The sequence below is a fragment of the Enterococcus massiliensis genome, assembly GCF_001050095.1.
Taxonomy (GTDB): Bacteria; Bacillota; Bacilli; order Lactobacillales; family Enterococcaceae; genus Enterococcus_C; species Enterococcus_C songbeiensis.
Genome location: NZ_CVRN01000003.1, coordinates 34,270 through 55,375 on the forward strand (window position 1 = coordinate 34,270; position 21,106 = coordinate 55,375).

Annotated in this window: 16 protein-coding genes and 1 pseudogene; 6 read left to right on the forward strand and 11 right to left on the reverse strand. The window is 40.5% G+C overall.

The genetic code is table 11. The features are described 5' to 3' along the window. The 6 genes from gatB to pcrA form a co-directional block, all read right to left on the reverse strand. Complete coding sequence (gene gatB / locus BN1875_RS00710) at nucleotides 1–1,431, reverse strand: Asp-tRNA(Asn)/Glu-tRNA(Gln) amidotransferase subunit GatB (RefSeq protein ID WP_048602961.1); 1,431 nt, start codon at nucleotides 1,429–1,431, stop codon at nucleotides 1–3. Then, nucleotides 1,428–2,900, reverse strand: coding sequence for an Asp-tRNA(Asn)/Glu-tRNA(Gln) amidotransferase subunit GatA (gatA, locus tag BN1875_RS00715; RefSeq protein WP_048602962.1), 1,473 nt, complete (start codon nucleotides 2,898–2,900; stop codon nucleotides 1,428–1,430). The genes gatB and gatA overlap by 4 nt, the downstream gene beginning before the upstream one ends. Further along, nucleotides 2,900–3,205, reverse strand: a complete 306-nt coding sequence (gatC, locus tag BN1875_RS00720; RefSeq protein WP_048602963.1) for an Asp-tRNA(Asn)/Glu-tRNA(Gln) amidotransferase subunit GatC — start codon at nucleotides 3,203–3,205, stop codon at nucleotides 2,900–2,902. The genes gatA and gatC overlap by 1 nt, the downstream gene beginning before the upstream one ends. Nucleotides 3,206–3,294: 89 nt before the next feature. Then, complete coding sequence (locus BN1875_RS00725) at nucleotides 3,295–4,392, reverse strand: CamS family sex pheromone protein (protein WP_048602964.1); 1,098 nt, start codon at nucleotides 4,390–4,392, stop codon at nucleotides 3,295–3,297. Then, nucleotides 4,382–6,415: an NAD-dependent DNA ligase LigA gene (gene ligA / locus BN1875_RS00730; protein ID WP_048602965.1), complete on the reverse strand. Its 2,034-nt coding sequence runs from the start codon at nucleotides 6,413–6,415 to the stop codon at nucleotides 4,382–4,384. Before ligA ends, BN1875_RS00725 begins: the two co-directional genes overlap by 11 nt. Nucleotides 6,416–6,430: 15 nt before the next feature. Continuing rightward, nucleotides 6,431–8,665 carry a DNA helicase PcrA gene (pcrA, locus tag BN1875_RS00735; protein WP_048602966.1) on the reverse strand — a complete coding sequence of 745 codons (2,235 nt, stop codon included), beginning with the start codon at nucleotides 8,663–8,665 and terminating at the stop codon, nucleotides 6,431–6,433. A gap of 215 nt (nucleotides 8,666–8,880) precedes the next feature. Between pcrA and BN1875_RS00740 the strand changes: the two genes are divergently transcribed. Beyond that, the gene (locus BN1875_RS00740; RefSeq protein WP_187115908.1) at nucleotides 8,881–10,428 is read left to right on the forward strand and encodes a ClC family H(+)/Cl(-) exchange transporter; all 1,548 of its coding nucleotides are present in this window, start codon (nucleotides 8,881–8,883) and stop codon (nucleotides 10,426–10,428) included. A gap of 40 nt (nucleotides 10,429–10,468) precedes the next feature. Here BN1875_RS00740 and BN1875_RS00745 read toward each other — a convergent pair whose 3' ends face one another. Continuing rightward, nucleotides 10,469–11,938, reverse strand: coding sequence for an alpha-amylase (locus BN1875_RS00745; protein WP_048602968.1), 1,470 nt, complete (start codon nucleotides 11,936–11,938; stop codon nucleotides 10,469–10,471). 231 nt (nucleotides 11,939–12,169) lie between these two features. Here BN1875_RS00745 and BN1875_RS00750 point away from each other — a divergent pair, with 231 nt between their 5' ends. The 3 genes from BN1875_RS00750 (at nucleotide 12,170) to BN1875_RS00760 (ending at nucleotide 15,826) form a co-directional block, all read left to right on the forward strand. Next, nucleotides 12,170–12,925, forward strand: a complete 756-nt coding sequence (locus BN1875_RS00750; protein ID WP_048602969.1) for a DeoR/GlpR family DNA-binding transcription regulator — start codon at nucleotides 12,170–12,172, stop codon at nucleotides 12,923–12,925. Beyond that, on the forward strand, nucleotides 12,922–13,836 hold the full coding sequence (gene pfkB, locus BN1875_RS00755) for a 1-phosphofructokinase (protein ID WP_048602970.1): 915 nt from the start codon (nucleotides 12,922–12,924) through the stop codon (nucleotides 13,834–13,836). Before BN1875_RS00750 ends, pfkB begins: the two co-directional genes overlap by 4 nt. A gap of 85 nt (nucleotides 13,837–13,921) precedes the next feature. Next, entirely contained in the window at nucleotides 13,922–15,826 is a 1,905-nt protein-coding gene (locus tag BN1875_RS00760; protein WP_048602971.1) for a PTS fructose transporter subunit IIABC, read from the forward strand. Between the two features lie 39 nt (nucleotides 15,827–15,865). On the opposite strand, the gene BN1875_RS13590 is transcribed toward BN1875_RS00760, so the two are convergent. Continuing rightward, complete coding sequence (locus BN1875_RS13590) at nucleotides 15,866–16,030, reverse strand: hypothetical protein (protein ID WP_156171195.1); 165 nt, start codon at nucleotides 16,028–16,030, stop codon at nucleotides 15,866–15,868. 4 nt (nucleotides 16,031–16,034) lie between these two features. Continuing rightward, entirely contained in the window at nucleotides 16,035–17,363 is a 1,329-nt protein-coding gene (locus BN1875_RS00765; RefSeq protein ID WP_048602972.1) for a hypothetical protein, read from the reverse strand. Nucleotides 17,364–17,506: 143 nt separating this feature from the next. Here BN1875_RS00765 and BN1875_RS13670 point away from each other — a divergent pair, with 143 nt between their 5' ends. Beyond that, on the forward strand, nucleotides 17,507–17,671 hold the full coding sequence (locus BN1875_RS13670) for an SPJ_0845 family protein (RefSeq protein ID WP_171000818.1): 165 nt from the start codon (nucleotides 17,507–17,509) through the stop codon (nucleotides 17,669–17,671). A 125-nt stretch (nucleotides 17,672–17,796) separates the two neighbouring features. Then, nucleotides 17,797–19,112 (forward strand): annotated as a pseudogene (locus tag BN1875_RS00770) (ISL3 family transposase). Nucleotides 19,113–19,189: 77 nt separating this feature from the next. Here the strand turns inward: BN1875_RS00770 and yihA are convergent. Then, nucleotides 19,190–19,789 carry a ribosome biogenesis GTP-binding protein YihA/YsxC gene (yihA, locus tag BN1875_RS00775; RefSeq protein ID WP_048602973.1) on the reverse strand — a complete coding sequence of 200 codons (600 nt, stop codon included), beginning with the start codon at nucleotides 19,787–19,789 and terminating at the stop codon, nucleotides 19,190–19,192. 71 nt (nucleotides 19,790–19,860) lie between these two features. Beyond that, nucleotides 19,861–21,102: an ATP-dependent Clp protease ATP-binding subunit ClpX gene (gene clpX / locus BN1875_RS00780; RefSeq protein ID WP_048602974.1), complete on the reverse strand. Its 1,242-nt coding sequence runs from the start codon at nucleotides 21,100–21,102 to the stop codon at nucleotides 19,861–19,863. Between the last annotated feature and the right edge of the window lie 4 nt (nucleotides 21,103–21,106).

Below are 21,106 nucleotides of genomic sequence, written 5' to 3' on the forward strand. Positions count from 1 at the left end.
TTACCGTTTTGCTAATTCTTCTTGCAACAGTTTATTTACAACTGCCGGATTTGCCTTTCCTTTCGTGGCTTTCATAAGCTGCCCTACTAAGAAACCAACGGCACGATCTTTCCCGTTTTTGAAGTCTTCAATTGATTGTTGGTTTTTATCTAAAATTTCATTGATGATTGGTAAAAGCTGTGCAGGATCTGACAATTGGATCAATCCTTTTGCTTCCACCACTTCTTTGGCACTGCCACCGTTAGTAATTAATTCACGGAAAACTTTTTTCGCAATTTTTGAACTGATGGTACCGTCTGCAATCAACTGGATCATCCCCGCCAAATTGCTTGGTGTCAATTTCGTTTCAGCCAACTCAAGCTTTTCACTATTTAGATAAGCAGAAACTTCACCCATCAACCAGTTGGAGGCTTGCTTGGCATCTGCGCCATCTTTCAATGTTTCTTCAAAGAAATCCGACATTTCTTTTGATAGAGTCAGCACTTTTGCATCGTATTCTGGCAAGCCAAGTTCATTGACATAACGTACTCTGCGAGCAGCTGGTAATTCAGGCAGGGTTGCCTTTACTCGAGCAATCCACTCATCATCAATAACGAATCGCGGAATATCAGGTTCTGGGAAGTAACGATAATCACTTGACCCTTCTTTCACACGCATCAAAAGTGTTTTATTGGTAGTTTCGTCAAAACGGCGGGTTTCTTGCTGAATTTCTCCACCAGATAACAGAACCTTTGCCTGCCGTACTTCTTCAAATGCTAATCCTTTTTTTACAAAGCTCATGGAGTTCAGATTTTTTAATTCAGTTTTTGTTCCAAACTCTTCTTGCCCATAAGGACGTAAAGAAATATTCGCATCACAGCGCATGGAGCCTTCTTCCATCTTCACATCGGAAACTTCCGTAAACTGGATGATGGAACGTAAGGCTTCCAAATAGGCATAAGCTTCTTCTGGTGAACGCATATCTGCTTCAGAAACGATTTCGATCAACGGTGTTCCCTGACGGTTCAAATCAACATAAGAATAACCGCCGATACCATGCATATTTTTTCCGGCATCTTCTTCTAAATGGACTCGTTCAATTCGAATTTTTTTCTTCTTGCCTTCAACCTCAATTTCAATCCATCCATCATGCCCAATAGGTTGATCGAATTGTGAAATTTGATATGCTTTGGGATTGTCAGGGTAAAAATAATTCTTCCGGTCAAAATGCGTGTCTCTTGAAATTTCGCAGTTTAACGCAAGGGCAGCTTTCATTCCAAATTCTACTGCGGCTTTGTTCATAACCGGTAGCACACCTGGATATCCCCAGTCGATTACATTGGTATTGCTGTTTGGTTCTGCTCCAAAATGAGCGGGTGCCGGTGAAAAGATTTTAGAGTTGGTTTTTAATTCTACGTGGACTTCTAATCCAATGACTGTTTCAAAATTCATTCCGCATTTCCCCCTAAAATCGCTGGTTTTTTCTTGTGAAATTCTGTTGCTTGTTCAAAGGCATAGGCTGCTTTGTACATCGTTGCTTCATCAAAGTGCTTGCCGATGATTTGTAATCCTACAGGTAAGCCCTCCGAGAAACCTGCTGGAACTGACATTCCAGGAAGTCCTGCTAAGTTTACAGGAATCGTCAAAATATCACTCATATACATAGTGATTGGATCGTTGATGTTTTCACCGATTCCAAAAGCTACAGTCGGTGATGCTGGACCAATAATCAAGTCGTAATCTGCAAAAACTTTTTCAAAGTCCTGTTTGATCATTGTCCGAACTTGACCGGCTTTTTTGAAGTAGGCATCATAATAGCCAGCACTTAATGAGAAAGTCCCCAACATAATCCGACGTTTTACTTCGGTACCAAACCCTTCACTACGAGAATTTACATAAACATCTTCCAAATTTTTGACATTTTCAGATCGGAAGCCATAACGGATTCCATCAAAACGTTGCAGATTTGAACTTGCTTCTGATGAAGCAATAATGTAGTAGACAGCTACGCCATATTTTGAATGAGGCAAGCTGACCTCTTCCACTGTTGCCCCTAATTCTTTAAAGGTTTCTGCAGCTTTCAAAATTGCTTCCTTCACGCCGGGTTGAACCCCTTCGCCTAAATATTCTTTTGGCAAAGCAATTTTCATTCCTTTGATTTCTCCCGTCAATCCTTCAGTAAAATCAGGAACAGAAATACCGGAAGATGTACCGTCCTTTTCATCAAAACCACTGATGGCATTTAGTGCCAAGGCATTGTCTTTGACGGTACGGGTCATTGGTCCGATTTGATCCAATGAGGAAGCAAAAGCAATCAAGCCAAAACGAGACACACGGCCATAAGTCGGCTTCATGCCCACGATTCCATTGAATGAAGCTGGCTGACGAATCGAACCACCTGTGTCACTCCCTAATGAAACTGGAATTTGACCGGCCGCAACAGCTGCAGCCGAACCACCTGAAGAACCGCCAGGAACTTTAGAATGATCCCATGCATTTTTTGTTTTCTTGAAATAAGAGGTCTCAGTACTGCCCCCCATCGCAAATTCATCCATATTCAATTTACCAACTGGAATCATATCTGCTTGATACAATTTATCCATGACAGTTGCATCATAGATTGGTTCAAAATTTGACAGGATTTTTGAAGCTGCTGTCGTCAGAATATCTTTTGTAACAATATTATCTTTGATCCCAATAGGAATTCCTGCCAATACGTTGTCTTCTGAAATTCCTTTTTCATCAATCGCTTTTGCTTGGGCCAAAGCTTTTTCTTCTACTGTGGTGATGAACGCATCGATTTCCGGTTCTGTTTCTTTGATCCGGTCAAAAATTGCTTTAGTCAAATCCACTGAAGTGATTTCTTTTGAAACAAGCAATGCGTGTAATTCCTCTAAAGTTTTGTCATATAGTTTTTCCATTATGCACCAGCCTCCCCATTTTCGATGATTGCCGGTACTTTAATAAAGCCATCTTCTGATTCTGGAACATTTTTTAATAATTCATCACGATTCCAACCGGCTTGCGCGCGATCTGGTCGCATAACATTCACTGTTTCAACAACATTTGAAGTGAACGGCACTCCTTGTGTGTCTACCTCATCGAGTAATTCCACCATATCGATGATTTTTCCTAATTGCGTTGTGAATTCATGTCGCTCAGCATCTGAAAAAGATAACTTTGCTAATTTTGCTACATGTTTGACTTGTTCTTCACTAATCGCCATTGTACCCCTTCTTTCTAAAAATCTTCGTACAACTCTTTTTTTGATTTTCCTTACTTATAATGAAATACTTCACGCAATTTTGCAAGTAACTAATTAAAAACATAGGAAATTACTTCTTTTTCCCCTGCTTTTTTTGCTATAAAGGCTTGCGGACCGTCGATGGAATTGATTTGAACCTCGATTGTCCCGGAAGTCCCCTCAAAAATTGATTCGATTTGTTTTCCAATAAATTGGGTAAAACTGGTAATCTCAGTTTTACTATAATATTTTGAATAGATGCTCATTGTTACTGCTTGCACCTGATCTTCGACATAATAAGCACTACCGGTTACTCCCGCTAATTCTGGGAAGAAACCTTGTATGGCATCACGAAAGCTGGTAAATTTCGTATTCAAACCGTCTTGTGTCGCATTGTTTTTCTCTCCAGAAGCCACTGGTAAAGTGACGTGCGCTTCAGTGACCCTATCAAACTGATCAATGGTCGTCCCGCCATCCTTGCTCACAGCAGAATAAATATAATTTCCGCCTCGAATGTCTTCTCTAGCTGCTTGTTCAAACAGTCCAACCATAATCGGCACTTTTTCCAGACCTGAAATTTTCCGCACACGGGTCAGTACAGCATTGACAGTTTTACGAGCATTTGCCATGATTTCATCCCGAGAGATTTCAACTGCTTCATCTCCCGAATAATCCACCGAATTAAATGCAAAGCCTAAACTGATTCCTCCCAAGGTTTTGCCGTCTTCCTTAATGAAATCTTGTTCCATCAACTGCTGAAAGATAATCGGCTTTTTTTCATCTTTGGGATTAAGCCCATCCGGATTATCATCACTTGCCCGATCCAACCAAGAACGAAGAGTCTCCTCATCAATTTTTTGTCCTTCTTGGAAATAATACGTATCCACCGGGAAGGTTTCATGAGAAAGCCGTAACAACCCATCTTCAAAATTCTGCTGGTTGTAGCCGCCCGTCATTTTCTCTGCATTTAACTTGCGGGCAGCACTGGTTTGGTATTGTCCGTCTTTCATCAATGCCTGGTAAGCGGAATTATCCACCCGACCAGTAGTGATACTTCCCCCACTGGTCTTCTCGCCTTCATTTACATTGGAAATCCCATTTTCTAAATTTCCACAGGCACTTAAGAAAAATATGGTCGCACCCAACAGAAGTATTTTTTTAGTTTTCATCTTCATGACTCCCTTCGATTGCTGCGACCATTTCTGCTTCATTCCAAACAGTGACGCCAAGAGTTTGCGCCTTGACTAATTTACTTCCTGCCTCTTCACCGGCAACGACAATATCGGTTTTCTTCGAAACACTACCAGTGACTTTCCCCCCTAGGTTTTCGATTCGCTCTTTTGCTTCTTCTCGCGTAAAATGCGTTAATTTTCCGGTTAAAACAACTGTTTTATCCTTAAAAGGAGACTCTATTTTTTCAAGCTCCCTAATAGTTTTTCCCTTATAGGCAAAATTGACACCAGCTTCGGCCAATTCACGAAGAAGTTCATGGACCTCCTCATTAGCAAAATAAGTCACCAAACTATCTGCGATGATCTCTCCGATTGCATCGAGCTGAATGATTTCTTCTTTTTTCGCCTCAGCAACCTGCCATAGATTACCAAAATATTCAGCTAGAATTTTCGCAGCTTTGCTACCGACATGGCGGATTCCCAAACCAAACAGTAAACGTTCCACTGAATTTTCTTTACTCTGTGCGATAGCGGTCAATAAATTATTGGCTGATTTTTCTTTTATCTTATCTAAGGTGAGCAGTTGTTCCTCCGTTAACGAATACAAATCAGCGACATCTTTAACCAGTCCACGATCGTACATTTGAGCTAAAACCCTTGGACCTAACCCATCAATGTTCATAGCATTTCGCGAAACAAAATGACTCAAGCCTTCTTTGATTTGCGCAGGACATTTTGGATTAATACACCGCAGGGCAACTTCTTCGTCCAAATGAACCAATTCACTGTTGCAAATTGGGCAATGGGTCGGAATCTGATAGGGCTGGCTATCAGCTGGACGCTCGTCGATCAAAACTTGTGCCACTTCAGGAATAATATCCCCAGCTTTATAAATCACTACTCTATCCTGTAAACGGATATCCTTCATCTTGATGTAATCAACATTGTGCAACGAGGCACGACTAACTGTTGTTCCAGCCACACGAACTGGGGTCATTACCGCAGTTGGCGTTACAACACCGGTACGGCCGACCGTCCATTCGATCGTTTCAATTGTTGTTTGAGCTTCTTCAGGAGGAAATTTATAAGCCGTTGCCCAACGAGGCGCTTTTACAGTAAAGCCAAGTTGATCCTGCTGATTGAAATCGTTGACCTTGATAACAACGCCATCAATTTCATAAGGCAGGTCTAATCGTTTTTCATGGTATTCTTCAATGTATGCCCAGATTTCTTCTACATTTTTGCATAGACGTTTTTCCGGATTGGTACGAAAACCGATCCGCGCTAATTCATTTAGCGCATCAAATTGGGTTTGTGCTTCCAATGGACCAAAATCAGCTACCGTATACAAAAAAGTGTTAAGGTTACGTTTTGCCGTAATTTTAGTATCTAGCTGCCGTAAACTTCCGGCAGCGGCATTTCTCGGATTCGCAAAAACATCCAACCCAGCTTCTTCCCTTTGTTCATTTAGCGAAACAAAAGATTTTTTCGGCATATAGCATTCGCCGCGAACCTCAACAGATATTGGTTCTTGTAAACGCAAAGGAATCGATTTGACGGTTTTCAGGTTCTCCGTGATATTTTCTCCTACGGTGCCGTCTCCGCGAGTCGCTCCTCGAACGAAGATTCCTTCTTCGTAACGCAACGAAATAGAAAGTCCATCGATTTTCAATTCACACACGTAAGAGACTTGTTCTCCCAGCGTCTTCTTTACCCGTTCGTCAAAAGCAATAATCTCTTCTTTGCTGAATACATCACTCAAACTGTAAAGAGGACGATCATGGACTGCTTTTTCAAAGCCTTGAAGCACTTGTCCACCGACTCGCTGTGTGGGCGAGTCAGCAGTAACGAGCTGTGGATATTGCGCTTCAATCGCCGCCAATTCATGGTACAGCCGATCATAGATATAATCTTCTACTGTCGGTTGATCTTGAACATAATACTCATAGGCGTAGCGATTCAACTGCTCTCTGATTTTTTCTGCCTTTTCGGAAATCTTATTTATTTCTGGTTGGCTCATATCAGCTGTCCTTTCTTATAATTTCTCGATTGGGGCAAAAGCCGCCAATAATTTTTTAACACCTTGTTCAGGAAAAGCAACATCTAACTCTACATCTTTGGCTGTACCGTTTGTACGAACCACCGTGCCGATTCCCCATTTCTTATGTTTCACTTTATCGCCGGCTTTCCAATCAGCGGAATCCCCACCAGTTTCTTGACGGCTGGATACAACCCGCTGTGTTGGCTGTACATAAGCGGGTTTGAAGACTTTAGGGTCAAAAGTTCCCACAGGTTTTTGATGAATACTGCCCGTTCGGCTTCCCTTATTAGCCAGTAATTCTCCTTCAATCTCTTCGATAAAACGAGACGGACGATTATACTGCGTTCGCCCATATAAAGTTCGAGAAAAAGCATTTGTCAAATATAATTCTTCTTCGGCTCGAGTGATCCCGACATAAGCCAATCGTCGTTCTTCTTCTAATTCTGCTTCTTCCAGCAAGGCACGGGAAAGAGGAAAGACACCTTCTTCCATTCCTACTAAAAAGACAACTGAAAACTCCAAGCCTTTTGCTGCATGCAGGGTCATCAAAGTGACTTGGCTTGCTTCTTCTTCGTAGCTATCAACATCCGATAACAGCGCCAAATCATTAAGGAAGATTGTTAATTTATCTTCAGCTTCCATTTCTTCTCGTTCAAAACGTTTATCAAATTCCTGCGTCACTGAAAGAAACTCTTCTAAGTTTTCTAAACGGGTTTGTGCCTCTAACGTATTTTGTCGTTTCAATTCATCTTCATAGCCGGATTTAGTCAAAACTTCGGCGGTTAATTCTGTCACTGACAGAAAAGGAACCATCTTCGAAAAATCTGCGATCATTTCCCCGAAATCGCCTAATTCCCGACCAGCTTTTCCAGAAATATTAGCTAACTGGACATTTTCAGTAGCCTCTAGTAATGAAAATTCATGAAGTGCAGCAAAATCCCGTAATTTTTCAATAGAGCCCGGTCCGACACCACGTTTGGGTACATTGACGATTCGTTCAAAACTGATTGAGTCTTTGGGATTGGCAATCACTTGCAAATAAGCCAAAATATCTCTAATTTCTTTGCGGTCGTAGAATTTGTGCCCGCCGACCATTTTATAAGGAATATTGGCTTTTAAGAAAGTTTCTTCCACGACACGTGATTGCGCATTGGTTCGATAAAGCACTGCGAAATCGCCGTATTTTCGTTGATTGTCACTAATCTGACGCAAAATCTCTGAAACGATAAATTGTCCCTCGTCCCGTTCATTGTCTCCACGATAATAGGTGATTTTTTCTCCGTCGTTGTTTTCCGTCCACAGTTGCTTTTCTTTCCGGTTGCGATTATTTTGAATCACTTGGTTTGCCGCAGCCAAAATCGTTTTGGTGGAACGATAATTTTGTTCTAATAAAATAACAGATGCATCTGGATAATCTTTTTCAAAATCCAAAATATTCTGCATATCGGCTCCCCGCCAACCATAGATACTTTGATCTGCATCACCAACAACACACAAATTGCGGAAACGAGCCGCAAGCATATTGACCAATGTATACTGCGCATGGTTCGTGTCTTGGTATTCATCGACGTGGATATAATGAAATTTAGACTGGTAATAGGTCAAAGAATCTGGATGCTCATTGAAGAGACGAATCGTATTCATAATCAGATCATCAAAATCCATACACTGATTGGTTCGCAATTCTTTTTGATACAGGTGATAACAACGAGCAACGATTTGTTCAAAAAAGCTGCCTTGTAATGCTTCTACATCGTCAGGCGTCTGCAAAGCATTTTTTGCATTGGAGATTGCGCCTAAAATTGATCGGGCATCGTATTTCTTTGGATCAATATTCAATTCTTTTAGCACTCGTTTCATCAATGTCAATTGTTCTGATGAATCGATGATTGTAAAATTTCGCGAGTAACCGATGAAATCGACATCCCGGCGCAAAATACGCACACACATGGAGTGGAAAGTCGAAACCCAGACATCTGCTCCTTCTGCACCCAGCAGATTTCCAACGCGTTCCTTCATTTCTTTTGCTGCTTTATTTGTAAAGGTGATTGCTAAAATATTCCAAGGATTAACTTCCTTTTCTTCAATTAAATAAGCAATTCGATGGGTCAATACGCGGGTTTTTCCGCTACCGGCTCCGGCCATCAATAATAATGGTCCTTCTGTTTGCTGCACGGCTTCTTTTTGTTTGGGATTCATCCCTTGTAGCAAGTTTTTCCTGGATGACATAACGAAACATCCTTTCCATTTCAATCCTCCCAATTATAGCATTTTCCCTCTTGTCATAAAACGGCTAATAGGAAAACTTTTTTAAATTTCAATAAAACCCCAACTATTTTTCTAAGAAACAATGAAAATCATTTTTATTTTTTCTGAATCTCTTTTTTTCTTCGAATTACCCTTGTCAGCACAATAAAAACAAGCTACATTAAATAAGGAAATGAGTGAAAAAAATGAGTAAAATAAACTATTTAGATGAAACACGAATAAAATATATTGGAAAAGGGGTTTTAGTGGGTGCTTGTGCCGGCTTCATTGTTAGTCTCTTTCGGTTGTTTATTGCAACCTTGAGCACTTGGGTGACTGATGCGTACCTTTTTTTTCATGAGAAACCGTTGTGGCTGATTCCTTGGATACTACTTTCATCTATCATTGCTGTTTTTGTCGGTCTACTGGTAAAAAGTGAACCGGACATCAAAGGTAGCGGGATTCCCCAAGTCGAGGGTCAGCTACGGGATGAAATCCACGTTCCCTGGTTCCCCGCTTTATGGAAAAAATTTATCGGTGGTGTGCTTTCTGTTGGCATGGGATTGTTTTTAGGGCGTGAAGGACCATCAATCCAACTTGGTGCCAGTGTCGGACAAGGTTTTGCCAAAAAATGGCAGGCAGAAAATTCCGAGACAAAAGTTCTGATTTCCAGTGGTGCCAGCGCAGGACTTGCCGCCGCCTTCAACGCACCGATTGCTGGATTGCTTTTTGTCGTAGAAGAAGTACATCATAATTTTTCGCCTCTTGTTTGGTTGACTTCTTTCGCCTCAGCCATTACTGCAAATTTTGTTTCATTAACAATTTTTGGTTTGCAGCCGGTTCTTCATTTAGGCGCAATCGAATCCTTGCCCTTGCGGTATTATTGGTTGTTAATTCTTCTAGGTATTTTTTTAGGACTCTTAGGGCGCTTCTATCAGCTTGTATTATTATCATTGTCAAAATGGTTTCATAAATTACCACTTCCAGAGTACCTTCATGGCTTGATTCCTTTTTTGCTGGTGATCCCGATTGGTTGGTTCTTTCCTGATAGTTTGGGCGGTGGAAATCAAATCGTGATTCAGTTAGGACAAACTTCGCCGACATTACTAATTATGCTGGGACTTTTCTTGCTACGTTTTGTTTTCTCAATGATTTCCTACGGCTCATCTTTACCGGGAGGAATCTTTTTGCCTATTTTGACATTAGGTGCTGTTTTAGGTAGTTTGTTCGGCACGGCAGCAGTTCTTTGGTTTCACATTGATCCGATTTTTGTTAAGAATTTTATCATCGTGGCAATGGCCGGCTACTTTGCAGCAATCGGCAAGGCACCACTAACAGCAATCGTCTTAGTGACAGAAATGGTCGGCTCGTTAGTTCACTTGATGCCGTTGGGAGTTGTTGCGCTGGTTGCGTATGTCGTGGTGGATTTATTAGGCGGCAATCCAATCTATGAATCACTATTAGAACGATTGGTGCAAACTAAACCTTCTGATATTCAAGGAAAAAAACTTGTACTTGAATGGCCGATTACCGTTGAAAGCTCTTTGGATGGACTGATGATTCGTGACTTTAATTGGCCGGCAAATATGCTGCTGATTTCGATTCGACGGGGAGATCACGAACTACTGACTCACGGGGATACCATTATGAAGTTAGGAGATACATTGCGGATTCTGACTGACGATACCAATGTTGCCGAAGTTCGGCAAACGATTCAACAACGTTCAGCAAAGACATTGATCTAAAAAAAGAACCTTCCCGGCAACTAAATCGGGAAGGTTCTTTTTAATTATAGCCAAAATCAGCAGCAATTTCTTCGTTTAAATAAACAGAAATGGAGCCATCCTTCACAGGAAAAACCCCTTTACCGTTTTCATCAAGGACAACCTTTTCTTGCTGATTGTTCAACACGTCCACGAAAGTTTTTCCTGCATGGATACCGCTGATGGTCATTTCTTTTTCACCACCAGACCCATTCGTCATGAGTACGGCAAATCCTGAATGCTCATGCTCAAAATCTCCTGTCATCACCCAACCAATCCGATCGGGGTCATCAAAATAATCCACTTGATTACCAAACGCTAATTGTTGTCGGATTGCCATCAAGGTCTCAAGATCTTGACCGACAGGATTAATTTTTTGTGTTGGAATTCCATAAAGATCTCCCCAAAAAACGGTTGGAATTCCTGCCTTGCGCAATAAAATCAAGGCATAAGCATGTACCTTGAACCAGCCATCAATCCACGACTCCAAACTCTGCCCCTTTTGCGTATCATGGTTATCAACAAAAGTCACCGCATAATCTGGACGAGAAGCAATCAGGGTATTCGCAAAAATTTCCCGCATGTCAAAACTTCCCATCGACGAACTGGCACGATAAAAATTAAAATGCAAAGGAACGTCAAAAAGTGCAATCAAATTACCGGAAGAATCAATATACTCCTCCAATTTAGTTACTTCATCCGCCCAATATTCCCCGACAACAAACAAGGAATCTTTTTTTTCTTTTCGCCGCTGCAACAACCAATCCACAAAAAAATCAAATTGGATATGTTTGACTGCATCTAAACGGAAACCATTGACATTTGTTTCTTCCAAATACCATTTTCCCCATTTATTTAATTGCTCTGCCGTTTCAGGATTCTCCATATCCAGATCACAGCCCATCAAATAGTCAAAATTCCCTTTTTCCCTATCGACCTCTTCGTCCCAACCTTTATCAGCAAAATTAAAAATCGCATGATTAGATCGTCGAGCATCATAGTCTACTCCAGAAAAGTTTTTCCAAGTCCAAGAATACGTATTGTATTTTCCTTGGCGACCGGGAAAAGTGAATTTGGTCCAAGCTTCAATTTCTTCTTCTCCGCTGATTGCTTGGTTACGATTATCCCAATTGTATTCTACCGCCGAGACTCGCTCTATCTCGTCTGCTCCCATAAAATGATTGAACACTATATCCCCATATACCGCGATTCCTTGGTTTTGCAAGGCTTGAATCGCTGCTAAATATTCTGCTTTCGTTCCATACTTCGTAGCAACTCTTCCTTTTTGATCAAACTCCCCTAAATCATACAGATCATACGTGCCGTATCCCACATCTTCTGATCCGGCAGCACCTTTAGAAGCTGGCGGCAGCCAAACGGCGGTGATCCCTAACTGTTGCAACGCTGCGGCTTTCTCTTTTATCGTTTGCCAATGAGTGCCGTCAGCAGGCAATTCCCATTGAAACGCTTGTAAGATTAATTGATTGTTCATCATCTATCCTCCTAATCCCGTGACTATTATTGCACTTTTTTAGTAAATGCTCCTTCTTCCATTAAGCCAAGAAGCAGAAAAAAAGTCAAAAGAAATCCGTATGATTGCTTCTCTGCTCGTTTATGGCGGATTCGTAGGGATCAAGGTGACTGTTTTTGAAATAATTTGATTGTTTTTGATTGAATAAGTAAAAAGAATATGCTAGGATAAAAAACGAAGAGGTGAATGCAAATGCTTACAGAGGAACGCCAACAAAAAATTCTCTCCCTATTAGAAGAAAAAAACATCGTCAAACTTCATGAACTGACTAATGCTCTTGGGGCCTCCGAGTCGACGATTCGCCGTGATCTTCAAGAATTAGAAGATCAACAACTCTTGACCCGCATCCACGGCGGTGCTAAAAAGATTCAGCGTCTCGGTGTTGAGCCAACGATGCTGGAAAAAACCCAGAAAAACGCAACAGAAAAAAAAGCAATCGCACAACAAGCAGTGAATCAGCTTCATAAAAATGAAGTCATCTATTTAGATGCCGGATCCACCACCTACGAAATGATCCCACTATTGCCGACTCATTTTGATCTTAAAGTTGTGACTAATTCTGTCAAACATGCTGCTCTACTGATTGATCGACAAATAGCAACGATTATTATCGGTGGAACGATAAAACTTTCAACAAATGCTGCGATGGGGTCTACCAGCGCACAGCAGTTAAAACAATACCGTTTTAACAAAACGTTTTTAGGGATGAACGGTGTGGAAGATCACTGTGGACTTACTACCCCTGATCCAGAAGAAGCTGCTTTGAAACGATTAGCAATTGAGAATAGTGAACAAACGTTTGTTTTGATTGATCATTCAAAATTTCAGCAAATCACTTTTACACAGGTAGCACCTTTAGACAGCAGCATCACGCTGATTACCGATCACGTTCCTGATGGCTATCGTTCCCTTTATCCCGAAACTACTATTATGGAGGTCAAACAATGATTTACACCGTTACTCTTAATCCATCCATCGACTTTATCGTTCACGTCGACCATTTTCAAGCGGACGCTCTGAATCGCATGACAAAAGATCTCAAGCTTCCCGGTGGAAAAGGACTGAATGTCTCCCGAATTTTAAAACGCTTAGGCCAAGATTCAGTCGCTACCGGCTTTTTAGGGGGATTTACCGGCCGCTTTATTCATGACTGGCTGACTGAAGAAGGTATCACTCAACAATTTACTTCAGTCAAAAACGATACCCGAATCAATATCAAACTCAAATCAGATACTGAAACGGAAATCAACGGGTTAGGACCAGACATTTCTTCACAAGAAATCGAGCAGTTGAAAAAAAACTTAGAAAAAGCTGGTAAAGGAGATATCGTCATTCTTTCCGGCAGCAAACCAGCAAATCTTCCTGAAGGTTTCTACAACGAGTTGGTTACCCTTGTTAAACGCAACGGGGCTGACTTTATCATTGATACGACTGGCAAAGACCTTTTACAGTCTTTGGAGCAGCACCCACTATTAGTGAAACCAAATAACCACGAGCTAGCGGAACTTTACCAAACCAGCTTCACAACAATCGCAGACATCTTGCCTTTTGGAAAAAAACTTTTAGATGACGGAGCGCAACATGCCATTATTTCAATGGCTGGTGACGGCGCCTTGCTGTTTACACAAGATGGAATCTATCAGTCCAACGTATTAAAACGTCCAGTAAAAAATTCAGTAGGTGCCGGTGATTCGATGATTGCTGGTTTTATCGGTGAATATGCCAAAACACAAGATGCCCTTTCCGCTTTCAAATGGGGAGTTGCTTGTGGCAGTGCCACTGCTTTTTCCGATGATTTGGCAACAAAAGAATTCATTGACAGTTTATTACCCGAAGTCAAGATTACACCTATTGACTAAGAGTAAGAGCAATTGATTATTTTTAACAAAGAGAAATACCCAATGACGAACGATGCCGTTTTGTATTAAAAAGAGGAGGAGAAAAATGAACATCAAGGATTTATTGATTAAAGATGCAATGATCATGGATTTGCAAGCAACTGACAAACAAGGTGCCATTGATGAAATGGTTCAAAAAATGTTTGATACTGGTCGTATTTCAGATATTGCTACCTACAAAGAAGGCATTTTGGCACGTGAAGCCCAAACTTCAACAGGTTTAGGTGACGGAATCGCTATGCCCCATGCAAAAAATGCGGCTGTAAAAGAAGCAACTGTTCTTTTTGCAAAAAGTAACAAAGGATTGGATTACGAAGCGTTGGACGGACAACCAACCTATCTTTTCTTTATGATCGCTGCTCCAGAAGGCGCAAATGATACTCACCTGCAAGCCTTAGCACAATTAGCACGACTGTTGGTGGATCCAGAATTTGTCGACCGTTTAAAGAAAGCCGAAACACCTGATGATGTCCAAAAACTTTTTCAAGAGGCGGAGGCGGATAAAGAAGCCGAAGAAAAAGCCGAAACAGCAGAAACAACTGAAAAAGAAGATCAACCCTATATCGTGGCAGTCACTGCTTGTCCAACCGGCATCGCCCACACCTATATGGCAGAGGATGCTTTAAAGAAAAAAGCCAAAGAAATGGGCGTGGCTATCAAAGTTGAAACAAACGGATCGGAAGGAATCAAGCATCGACTAACTGATGAAGATATTGCTCGTGCCAAAGGAGTCATTGTTGCCGCCGATAAAAAAGTGGAGATGAATCGGTTTGATGGCAAACCTTTAGTCAATCGCCCTGTAAGTGACGGCATCCGTAAACCAGAAGAATTAATCAATGAAGCCCTCAGTGGAAAGGCACCTTTATTTCATGGAGATGGGCAAGCAGCCGCCGATTCTCACCAAGCAGATGGAACTGTTGGGCAACGAATCTATAAAGATTTGATGAATGGTGTTTCGCATATGTTACCTTTCGTAATCGGTGGTGGGATTGCAATCGCCCTCTCCTTCCTGATTGATCAATCCTTAGGTGTGCCACAAGCCAATTTAGCTGATTTAGGAAATTACAATGAAGTTGCCAGTTGGTTCAATCAAATCGGCAGTGCCGCTTTTGGTTTCATGTTACCGGTTCTTGCTGGATTTATCGCTTCCAGTATTGCTGATCGACCAGGATTAGTCGTTGGTTTTGCAGCCGGTGCGCTGGCAAATACCGGAGGTGCCGGATTTTTAGGTGCACTTGTTGGCGGCTTTTTGGCCGGCTACGTTGTCTTATTTTTACGAAAGATTTTCAAAGGATTACCAAAATCGTTAGATGGAATCAAAACAATCCTTTTCTATCCGGTGTTTGGCTTGATCATCACTGGTCTGATGATGTTGGTCATCAATATTCCTATGAAAATCATTAATGATGGCTTGAACAGCTTCTTAACGGGCATGAGTGGAACCAATGCAGCATTGTTAGGTGCTTTGCTGGCCGGAATGATGGCGACCGACCTTGGCGGACCGATCAATAAAGCCGCTTATGTTTTCGGTACAGCTACCTTGGCCAGTACCGTAGCCGACGGCGGAAGTGTTGTCATGGCAGCGGTCATGGCTGGCGGAATGGTACCTCCATTAGCAATTTTTGTGGCTACTCGTCTTTTTAAAAATAAGTTTACCCAAGACCAACTGGATGCTGGCTTAACCAATATCGTGATGGGCCTCTCCTTTGTAACAGAAGGTTCAATTCCTTTTGCAGCATCTGACCCATTGCGGGCAATTCCAAGTTTTGTTGCCGGTTCAGCGGTAACAGGAGCATTAGTAGGTGCTTTAGGAATTAAATTATTAGCTCCTCACGGTGGAATTTTCGTGGTATTCTTACTAAGCAATCCGCTGCTTTATCTTTTATTTATTCTGATTGGATCACTTATTTCCGGTGTGATCTTTGGACTTTTGAAGAAAAAAATTAATTAACTTTAACGCCCCGTATCCTCCAGCGATACGGGGCGTTACTCATTCTTTTTTCACTTCTCTTTCAAGATAATAACAAAGTGCCAAACCATCGACAAAAGAAACAAGGCCAATCGGAATTTTCAAAGCAAAGTCAGGCAGTAAAAATAAGAAAAATGCGAGTACTGCAATCGGCAGCATCACTTTTAAAAATAATTTATCATCCATTCAATCAGCCTCCTAGTCCTCTTGTTTCCAGTTGTTCAAAGGTCGAATAATTCATGAAAACAACACGTAAATGGTTTTTCCCTTTCTTTAAATCAAAGAAGGATTTTCCTTTTCGCTGTCTTAAACGACTAAAGCGAATATCCGTCATGGTTTCCTTCAATTTTTTGAAGGGGATTTTTTTTAAATAGTCGTCCGGAATATAAATCGTCAAAATCGCCTTGAATTCAGGATAATTTTCATCACAAACATTGATTTCCAAATAGTTGCGAATATAATACATGTACGCCGAAAATCCTTCATCAATGGCATATTCAGGATTTAACACAAGGTAATTCATCATCTTCATTCCTTGTTCATCTACCCATGGAAAATAAGCTCGTGCATTTAGTTCGCCCTTCACTCGCTTTTCCTGATAATGACGGCGAACGATATCATACGTCCGTGTAACAAAATGGGAAGCTTTTTTCTTTTCGATTGGCTGCAAGCGATCATTTTGGTATTGCACAGTTTGAATCATGTTGCCATTAAATGCGTATTCTACAAATGGTTCCCGAAAAATTCCCACGCCATTGTCCCATGCCAATTGATCGATCCCAATTTGATCACGAAACAACCGTTGATAGTCCGCATTTGCCGACTCATCCCAACGAAAAGGATCTTTGTATAATTCAATAATTACCAGCTCATCGATTTGCTGTACCCGTTCCACCTGCTGAATATCGGCAAATAAAGGCAGAGGAATGATTTGGTGGTAGCTAGTATGAAAATAGAGCCGCCAACACGAAGTCAGCCAGAATCCACGATAATTCACATCGTACCCAGAAAACTGATTGCAGTCTACAATCACTTCTCCACGAAAGTTTTTCCTTTTTGGCAACTCATCTACTTCTTCTTGTGTCTCAAAAAGTAATCGCTGTTCAATCTTTTCTGTATTGTGATAGAGATATTCATCATAGGAGCGAATCGACGCAAACAATCCCTTTTGGTGAGCCTGCGTTTCTACGTAATTGAGAAATAATTCTCGTTTTTCTTCAAAAATCTTCCTTTGAATAATGTGCTTTTCTAATAACTCTCCTTCAAACAAATAAAAGGTGGACTCATTCGTCCCATTTCCAACAATGATCGAAAAATCTTCATGAGTGCCTAATTGCTGAATAGTTTCTCGGCAACGAATCAGGGAAAATTGGGTATAGGATTCCTCTGCGATTTTCATATAGATTGGTTCATACAATAAACGAATCAGAACAAACCAATCCTGCGTGTGCCGCTGAATCATTTTTTTGGATAAAGAACGATATTGAATCGTCGTCATCACACGTTCGGTTTTTTGCATTTTTCCCCTCTCCTTTCGTTTTTTAATCATTTGCTAATCTAATTATAACGAAAACGCAAAAGAAAAAAAAGAAATAGGTTCTAGCAAAAGCAATGAAAAAAGAAGCATTTCGTGCTAAACTAGACCTAGCGGAGGTGGCAATCATGGGCTTAAAATTTCAACGTGAAGATTCATTGGATAAAATGTTTGAAGAATTCGCCATTTTACCCGATCAAAAAGAAAAAGTAGTGGAAGAAAATAAAGCAATTGAACGTTTTCTAAAACCAGAAAAAAAGACAAAAGACAAAAAAAACGACCAAGACGATTAAACGGTTCTATAATATTTAGTGTTGTTACTCAAAACGAGTAAGGACACTAAATATTTTTTTATAACAAAAAGCATTTGGTTCCTCTATAATTAAGTCGCTGAACCAACTATAGAAGGAGAATCCAAATGCCCATACCTAAGAATATCAAATTTAAGGATGAAAATACAGACAAGTTAATCAAACAAATTTTAAATATTAAAGATCCAAACATCTCTTTTTCAAAAGATAGTTTAACGAAGAAAAAAGTCAATGGCCGAATGGCCAATGTATTTACAGGACTGTTAACATACAAACCACACCACTGCGAATATTGCGGATTTGAAACAGTGAATCGCCATTCCTATAAAGATAGTTGGATTCAATTAATTCCCTATCAGGAAGTACCAACTTATTTACACTTATTTAAGCAACGCTTTTATTGTAAACAATGTCACCACACTTTTTCAGCCAAAACTTACTATGTAGCTGGAAATTGTTATATCTCTCAAGCATTAAAATTTTCAGTTGCCGTTGATTTAAAGAAAAAATTTCGATGAAAGATATAGCTCAACGATACTTTGTATCGTCAAAGACTGTTGAAAGGGTCTTAGATTCTTTCTACGATGAGCCTATATTCAATTCAAATTACTTACCCCGTCATCTTCTGATTGATGAATTCAAAGGGACAATCGATTGCGAAGGTGCCATGTGTTTTATTGTTAGTGATGCAGATACTGGAAAAATCTTTGAAATTTTAAATGATCGCAGAAACTTTAAGTTACGCGTTTATTTTCAACGATTCTCCTTAAAGGCACGTAGAAAAGTAACCCACATCGTCATGGACATGAACGCTTCATACAACACTATTACGAAGGAATTGTTTCCTAATGCGAAGGTTTCAATCGACCGCTTTCATATCGTGCAACAGATTACCCGTGCCTTCAATAAGCAACGGATTAAAACCATGAATCATCTAAAGAAAAATAATTCTACTGCACAAAAAGATTACCGCAAACTAAAAAAATACTGGCGGACTGTTTTGAAGAAAAGTAAAAGAATCAATTACAGCTCTTTAAAGCAGTTTCCATTGTTTCAAAGAAAATATGTCACAGAATCTGAAGTTTTAGACCATCTATTATCAATCAATCCAGAGTTAAGAGAAAGTTATGACGTTTACCAAGATCTTTTAGAATCCTTCGAAAATAAGGACCACACGACCTTTTTCAACTTAATAGATACCCTTCCAGTGTATTTAAATCAGGAGTTTAAAAAGGCAATTCTTTACCTAAACAAACACAGAATAGCGATTTGCAATGCCTTAAAATACCCTTATTCCAATGGCAAGCTTGAAGGGAAAAATAATTTAATCAAAGTGATCAAACGGATTGCTTTTGGTTTTCGTACTTTCCGCCACCTGCGAATAAGAATTCTTATTCAGCAGAATCTCTGTATAATCATTTAAATAACAAAAAAAGAGAACACCGAAATGCTCTCTTTTCCAGATTTAATTCAAAACAACACTATTTGACAAAGAGCCGATTAAACGTGTTGGTCGTTTTTGATTGCTTCTTCAATAGCCTGCCAAGCAGTTTCTTTTCCTTCTTTTGTCACAGAAGAGAAAATAATAAACTGATCTCTTGGATTAAAATTCAATGCCTTTTTGATCATTGATTCATGTTTGTTCCATTTTCCCCGGGGAATTTTGTCTGCTTTGGTGGCGACAACGATGATCGGTATATGATAATAGCTCAAAAATTGATACATCTGAATATCTTCTTGACTGGGGGCATGACGCATATCAACTAAGGAGACGACCGCTTTTAGTTGCTCCCGCTGCGTGATATATGTTTCAATCATTTTTCCCCACTTTGCCCTTTCGGTTTTTGAAACTTTTGCATAACCATATCCTGGGACATCGACAAAATACAAACTTTCTTCAATTAAATAAAAATTCAACGTCTGGGTTTTTCCGGGTTTGGACGAGGTTCGTGCCAAATTCCGCCGATCAATCAACGTATTGATGAAAGAAGATTTCCCCACATTGGAGCGACCTGCCAAGGCAATTTCCGGCAGTTGGCTTTCGGGATATTGTTTCGGTGCAACTGCACTGATCACGATTTCGGCTGAGTGAACTTTCATGTTTTTACTCCTTTCAAACGAATGACAAACAGAGAGCCGGGACGAGAATTTCGTCGACCGGCTTTCTTTTGTTATCCTGCTTTTTTCTCTGTGTAGACGATTTCTGGTTGGCCCTGTCCTTTGGCTGCCAGTTCAGTGATAATCACCTTTTCAATCCCTGTTTCAGATGGAATATCAAACATCACATCCATCATGATATCTTCAATGATCGAACGCAAGCCTCGAGCGCCTGTATTTCGTTCGATGGCTTTGTCAGCAATCGCTTTTAGCGCTGTCGGTTCAAATTCTAACTTCGTTTCATCTAGTGCCAGCAATTTTTTATATTGCTTAACCAAAGCATTTTTAGGTTCGGTCAAAATACGAACCAAATCTTCATTGGTTAATTTATCCAATGCTGCCATTACCGGCAAACGTCCGATAAATTCAGGAATCAACCCAAATTTCAGTAAATCTTCCGGAATGATGTGTTGCATCACACTTTCATTTTCACCGATTTTCCGATTGTTGGTACCAAAACCGATTGTTTTTTCACCCATTCGATTTTTTACAATGGTTTCGATGCCATCAAAGGCGCCACCTACGATAAACAAAATATTTGTCGTATCGATTTGGATCATTTCTTGATGGGGATGTTTGCGTCCGCCTTGCGGAGGCACACTCGCTTCGGTACCTTCTAAAATTTTCAGTAACGCTTGCTGTACGCCTTCACCGGAAACATCCCGAGTGATCGATACATTTTCACTTTTACGGGCAATTTTATCAATTTCATCAATATAGATGATGCCTTTTTCTGCGCGATCAACATTGTAATCGGCTGCCTGTAATAGTTTTAGCAAGATATTTTCAACGTCTTCCCCAACGTAGCCTGCTTCAGTCAAACTTGTCGCATCAGCGATCGCAAAAGGCACGTTCAAGGTTTTTGCTAAGGTTTGCGCTAAAAAGGTCTTTCCAGAACCAGTTGGGCCAATTAGACAAATATTGCTCTTTTGCAATTCTACTTCGTCTTCTGACGTTACTTCTGCATTTACGCGTTTGTAATGGTTATAAACCGCCACCGCCAATGCTCTTTTCGCACGGTCTTGTCCGATAACATAATCATTTAAAATACTTAAGATCTCTTGAGGTTTCGGCACTTCCGTAAATTCACGGACCGCTTCTTCATATAATTCCTCATCAATGATCTCCTTGCACAAATCAATACACTCGTTACAAATGTAGACGCCGGGACCAGCTACGATCTTTTTGACTTCTTCTTGTGTTTTACCGCAAAAAGAACAGCGTACTGTTTCACTACCGTTAGAATTGTCGTACATGGTT

What these genes read in the sequence shown, in the direction of transcription:
- gatB (WP_048602961.1), bottom strand. Translation starts at nt 1,431, where the DNA reads ATGAATTTTGAAACAGTCATTGGATTAGAAGTCCACGTAGAATTAAAA.
- gatA (WP_048602962.1), bottom strand. Translation starts at nt 2,900, where the DNA reads ATGGAAAAACTATATGACAAAACTTTAGAGGAATTACACGCATTGCTT.
- gatC (WP_048602963.1), bottom strand. Translation starts at nt 3,205, where the DNA reads ATGGCGATTAGTGAAGAACAAGTCAAACATGTAGCAAAATTAGCAAAG.
- BN1875_RS00725 (WP_048602964.1), bottom strand. Translation starts at nt 4,392, where the DNA reads ATGAAAACTAAAAAAATACTTCTGTTGGGTGCGACCATATTTTTCTTA.
- ligA (WP_048602965.1), bottom strand. Translation starts at nt 6,415, where the DNA reads ATGAGCCAACCAGAAATAAATAAGATTTCCGAAAAGGCAGAAAAAATC.
- pcrA (WP_048602966.1), bottom strand. Translation starts at nt 8,665, where the DNA reads ATGTCATCCAGGAAAAACTTGCTACAAGGGATGAATCCCAAACAAAAA.
- BN1875_RS00745 (WP_048602968.1), bottom strand. Translation starts at nt 11,938, where the DNA reads ATGAACAATCAATTAATCTTACAAGCGTTTCAATGGGAATTGCCTGCT.
- BN1875_RS00750 (WP_048602969.1), top strand. Translation starts at nt 12,170, where the DNA reads ATGCTTACAGAGGAACGCCAACAAAAAATTCTCTCCCTATTAGAAGAA.
- pfkB (WP_048602970.1), top strand. Translation starts at nt 12,922, where the DNA reads ATGATTTACACCGTTACTCTTAATCCATCCATCGACTTTATCGTTCAC.
- BN1875_RS00760 (WP_048602971.1), top strand. Translation starts at nt 13,922, where the DNA reads ATGAACATCAAGGATTTATTGATTAAAGATGCAATGATCATGGATTTG.
- BN1875_RS13590 (WP_156171195.1), bottom strand. Translation starts at nt 16,030, where the DNA reads ATGGATGATAAATTATTTTTAAAAGTGATGCTGCCGATTGCAGTACTC.
- BN1875_RS00765 (WP_048602972.1), bottom strand. Translation starts at nt 17,363, where the DNA reads ATGCAAAAAACCGAACGTGTGATGACGACGATTCAATATCGTTCTTTA.
- BN1875_RS13670 (WP_171000818.1), top strand. Translation starts at nt 17,507, where the DNA reads ATGGGCTTAAAATTTCAACGTGAAGATTCATTGGATAAAATGTTTGAA.
- yihA (WP_048602973.1), bottom strand. Translation starts at nt 19,789, where the DNA reads ATGAAAGTTCACTCAGCCGAAATCGTGATCAGTGCAGTTGCACCGAAA.
- clpX (WP_048602974.1), bottom strand. Translation starts at nt 21,102, where the DNA reads ATGTACGACAATTCTAACGGTAGTGAAACAGTACGCTGTTCTTTTTGC.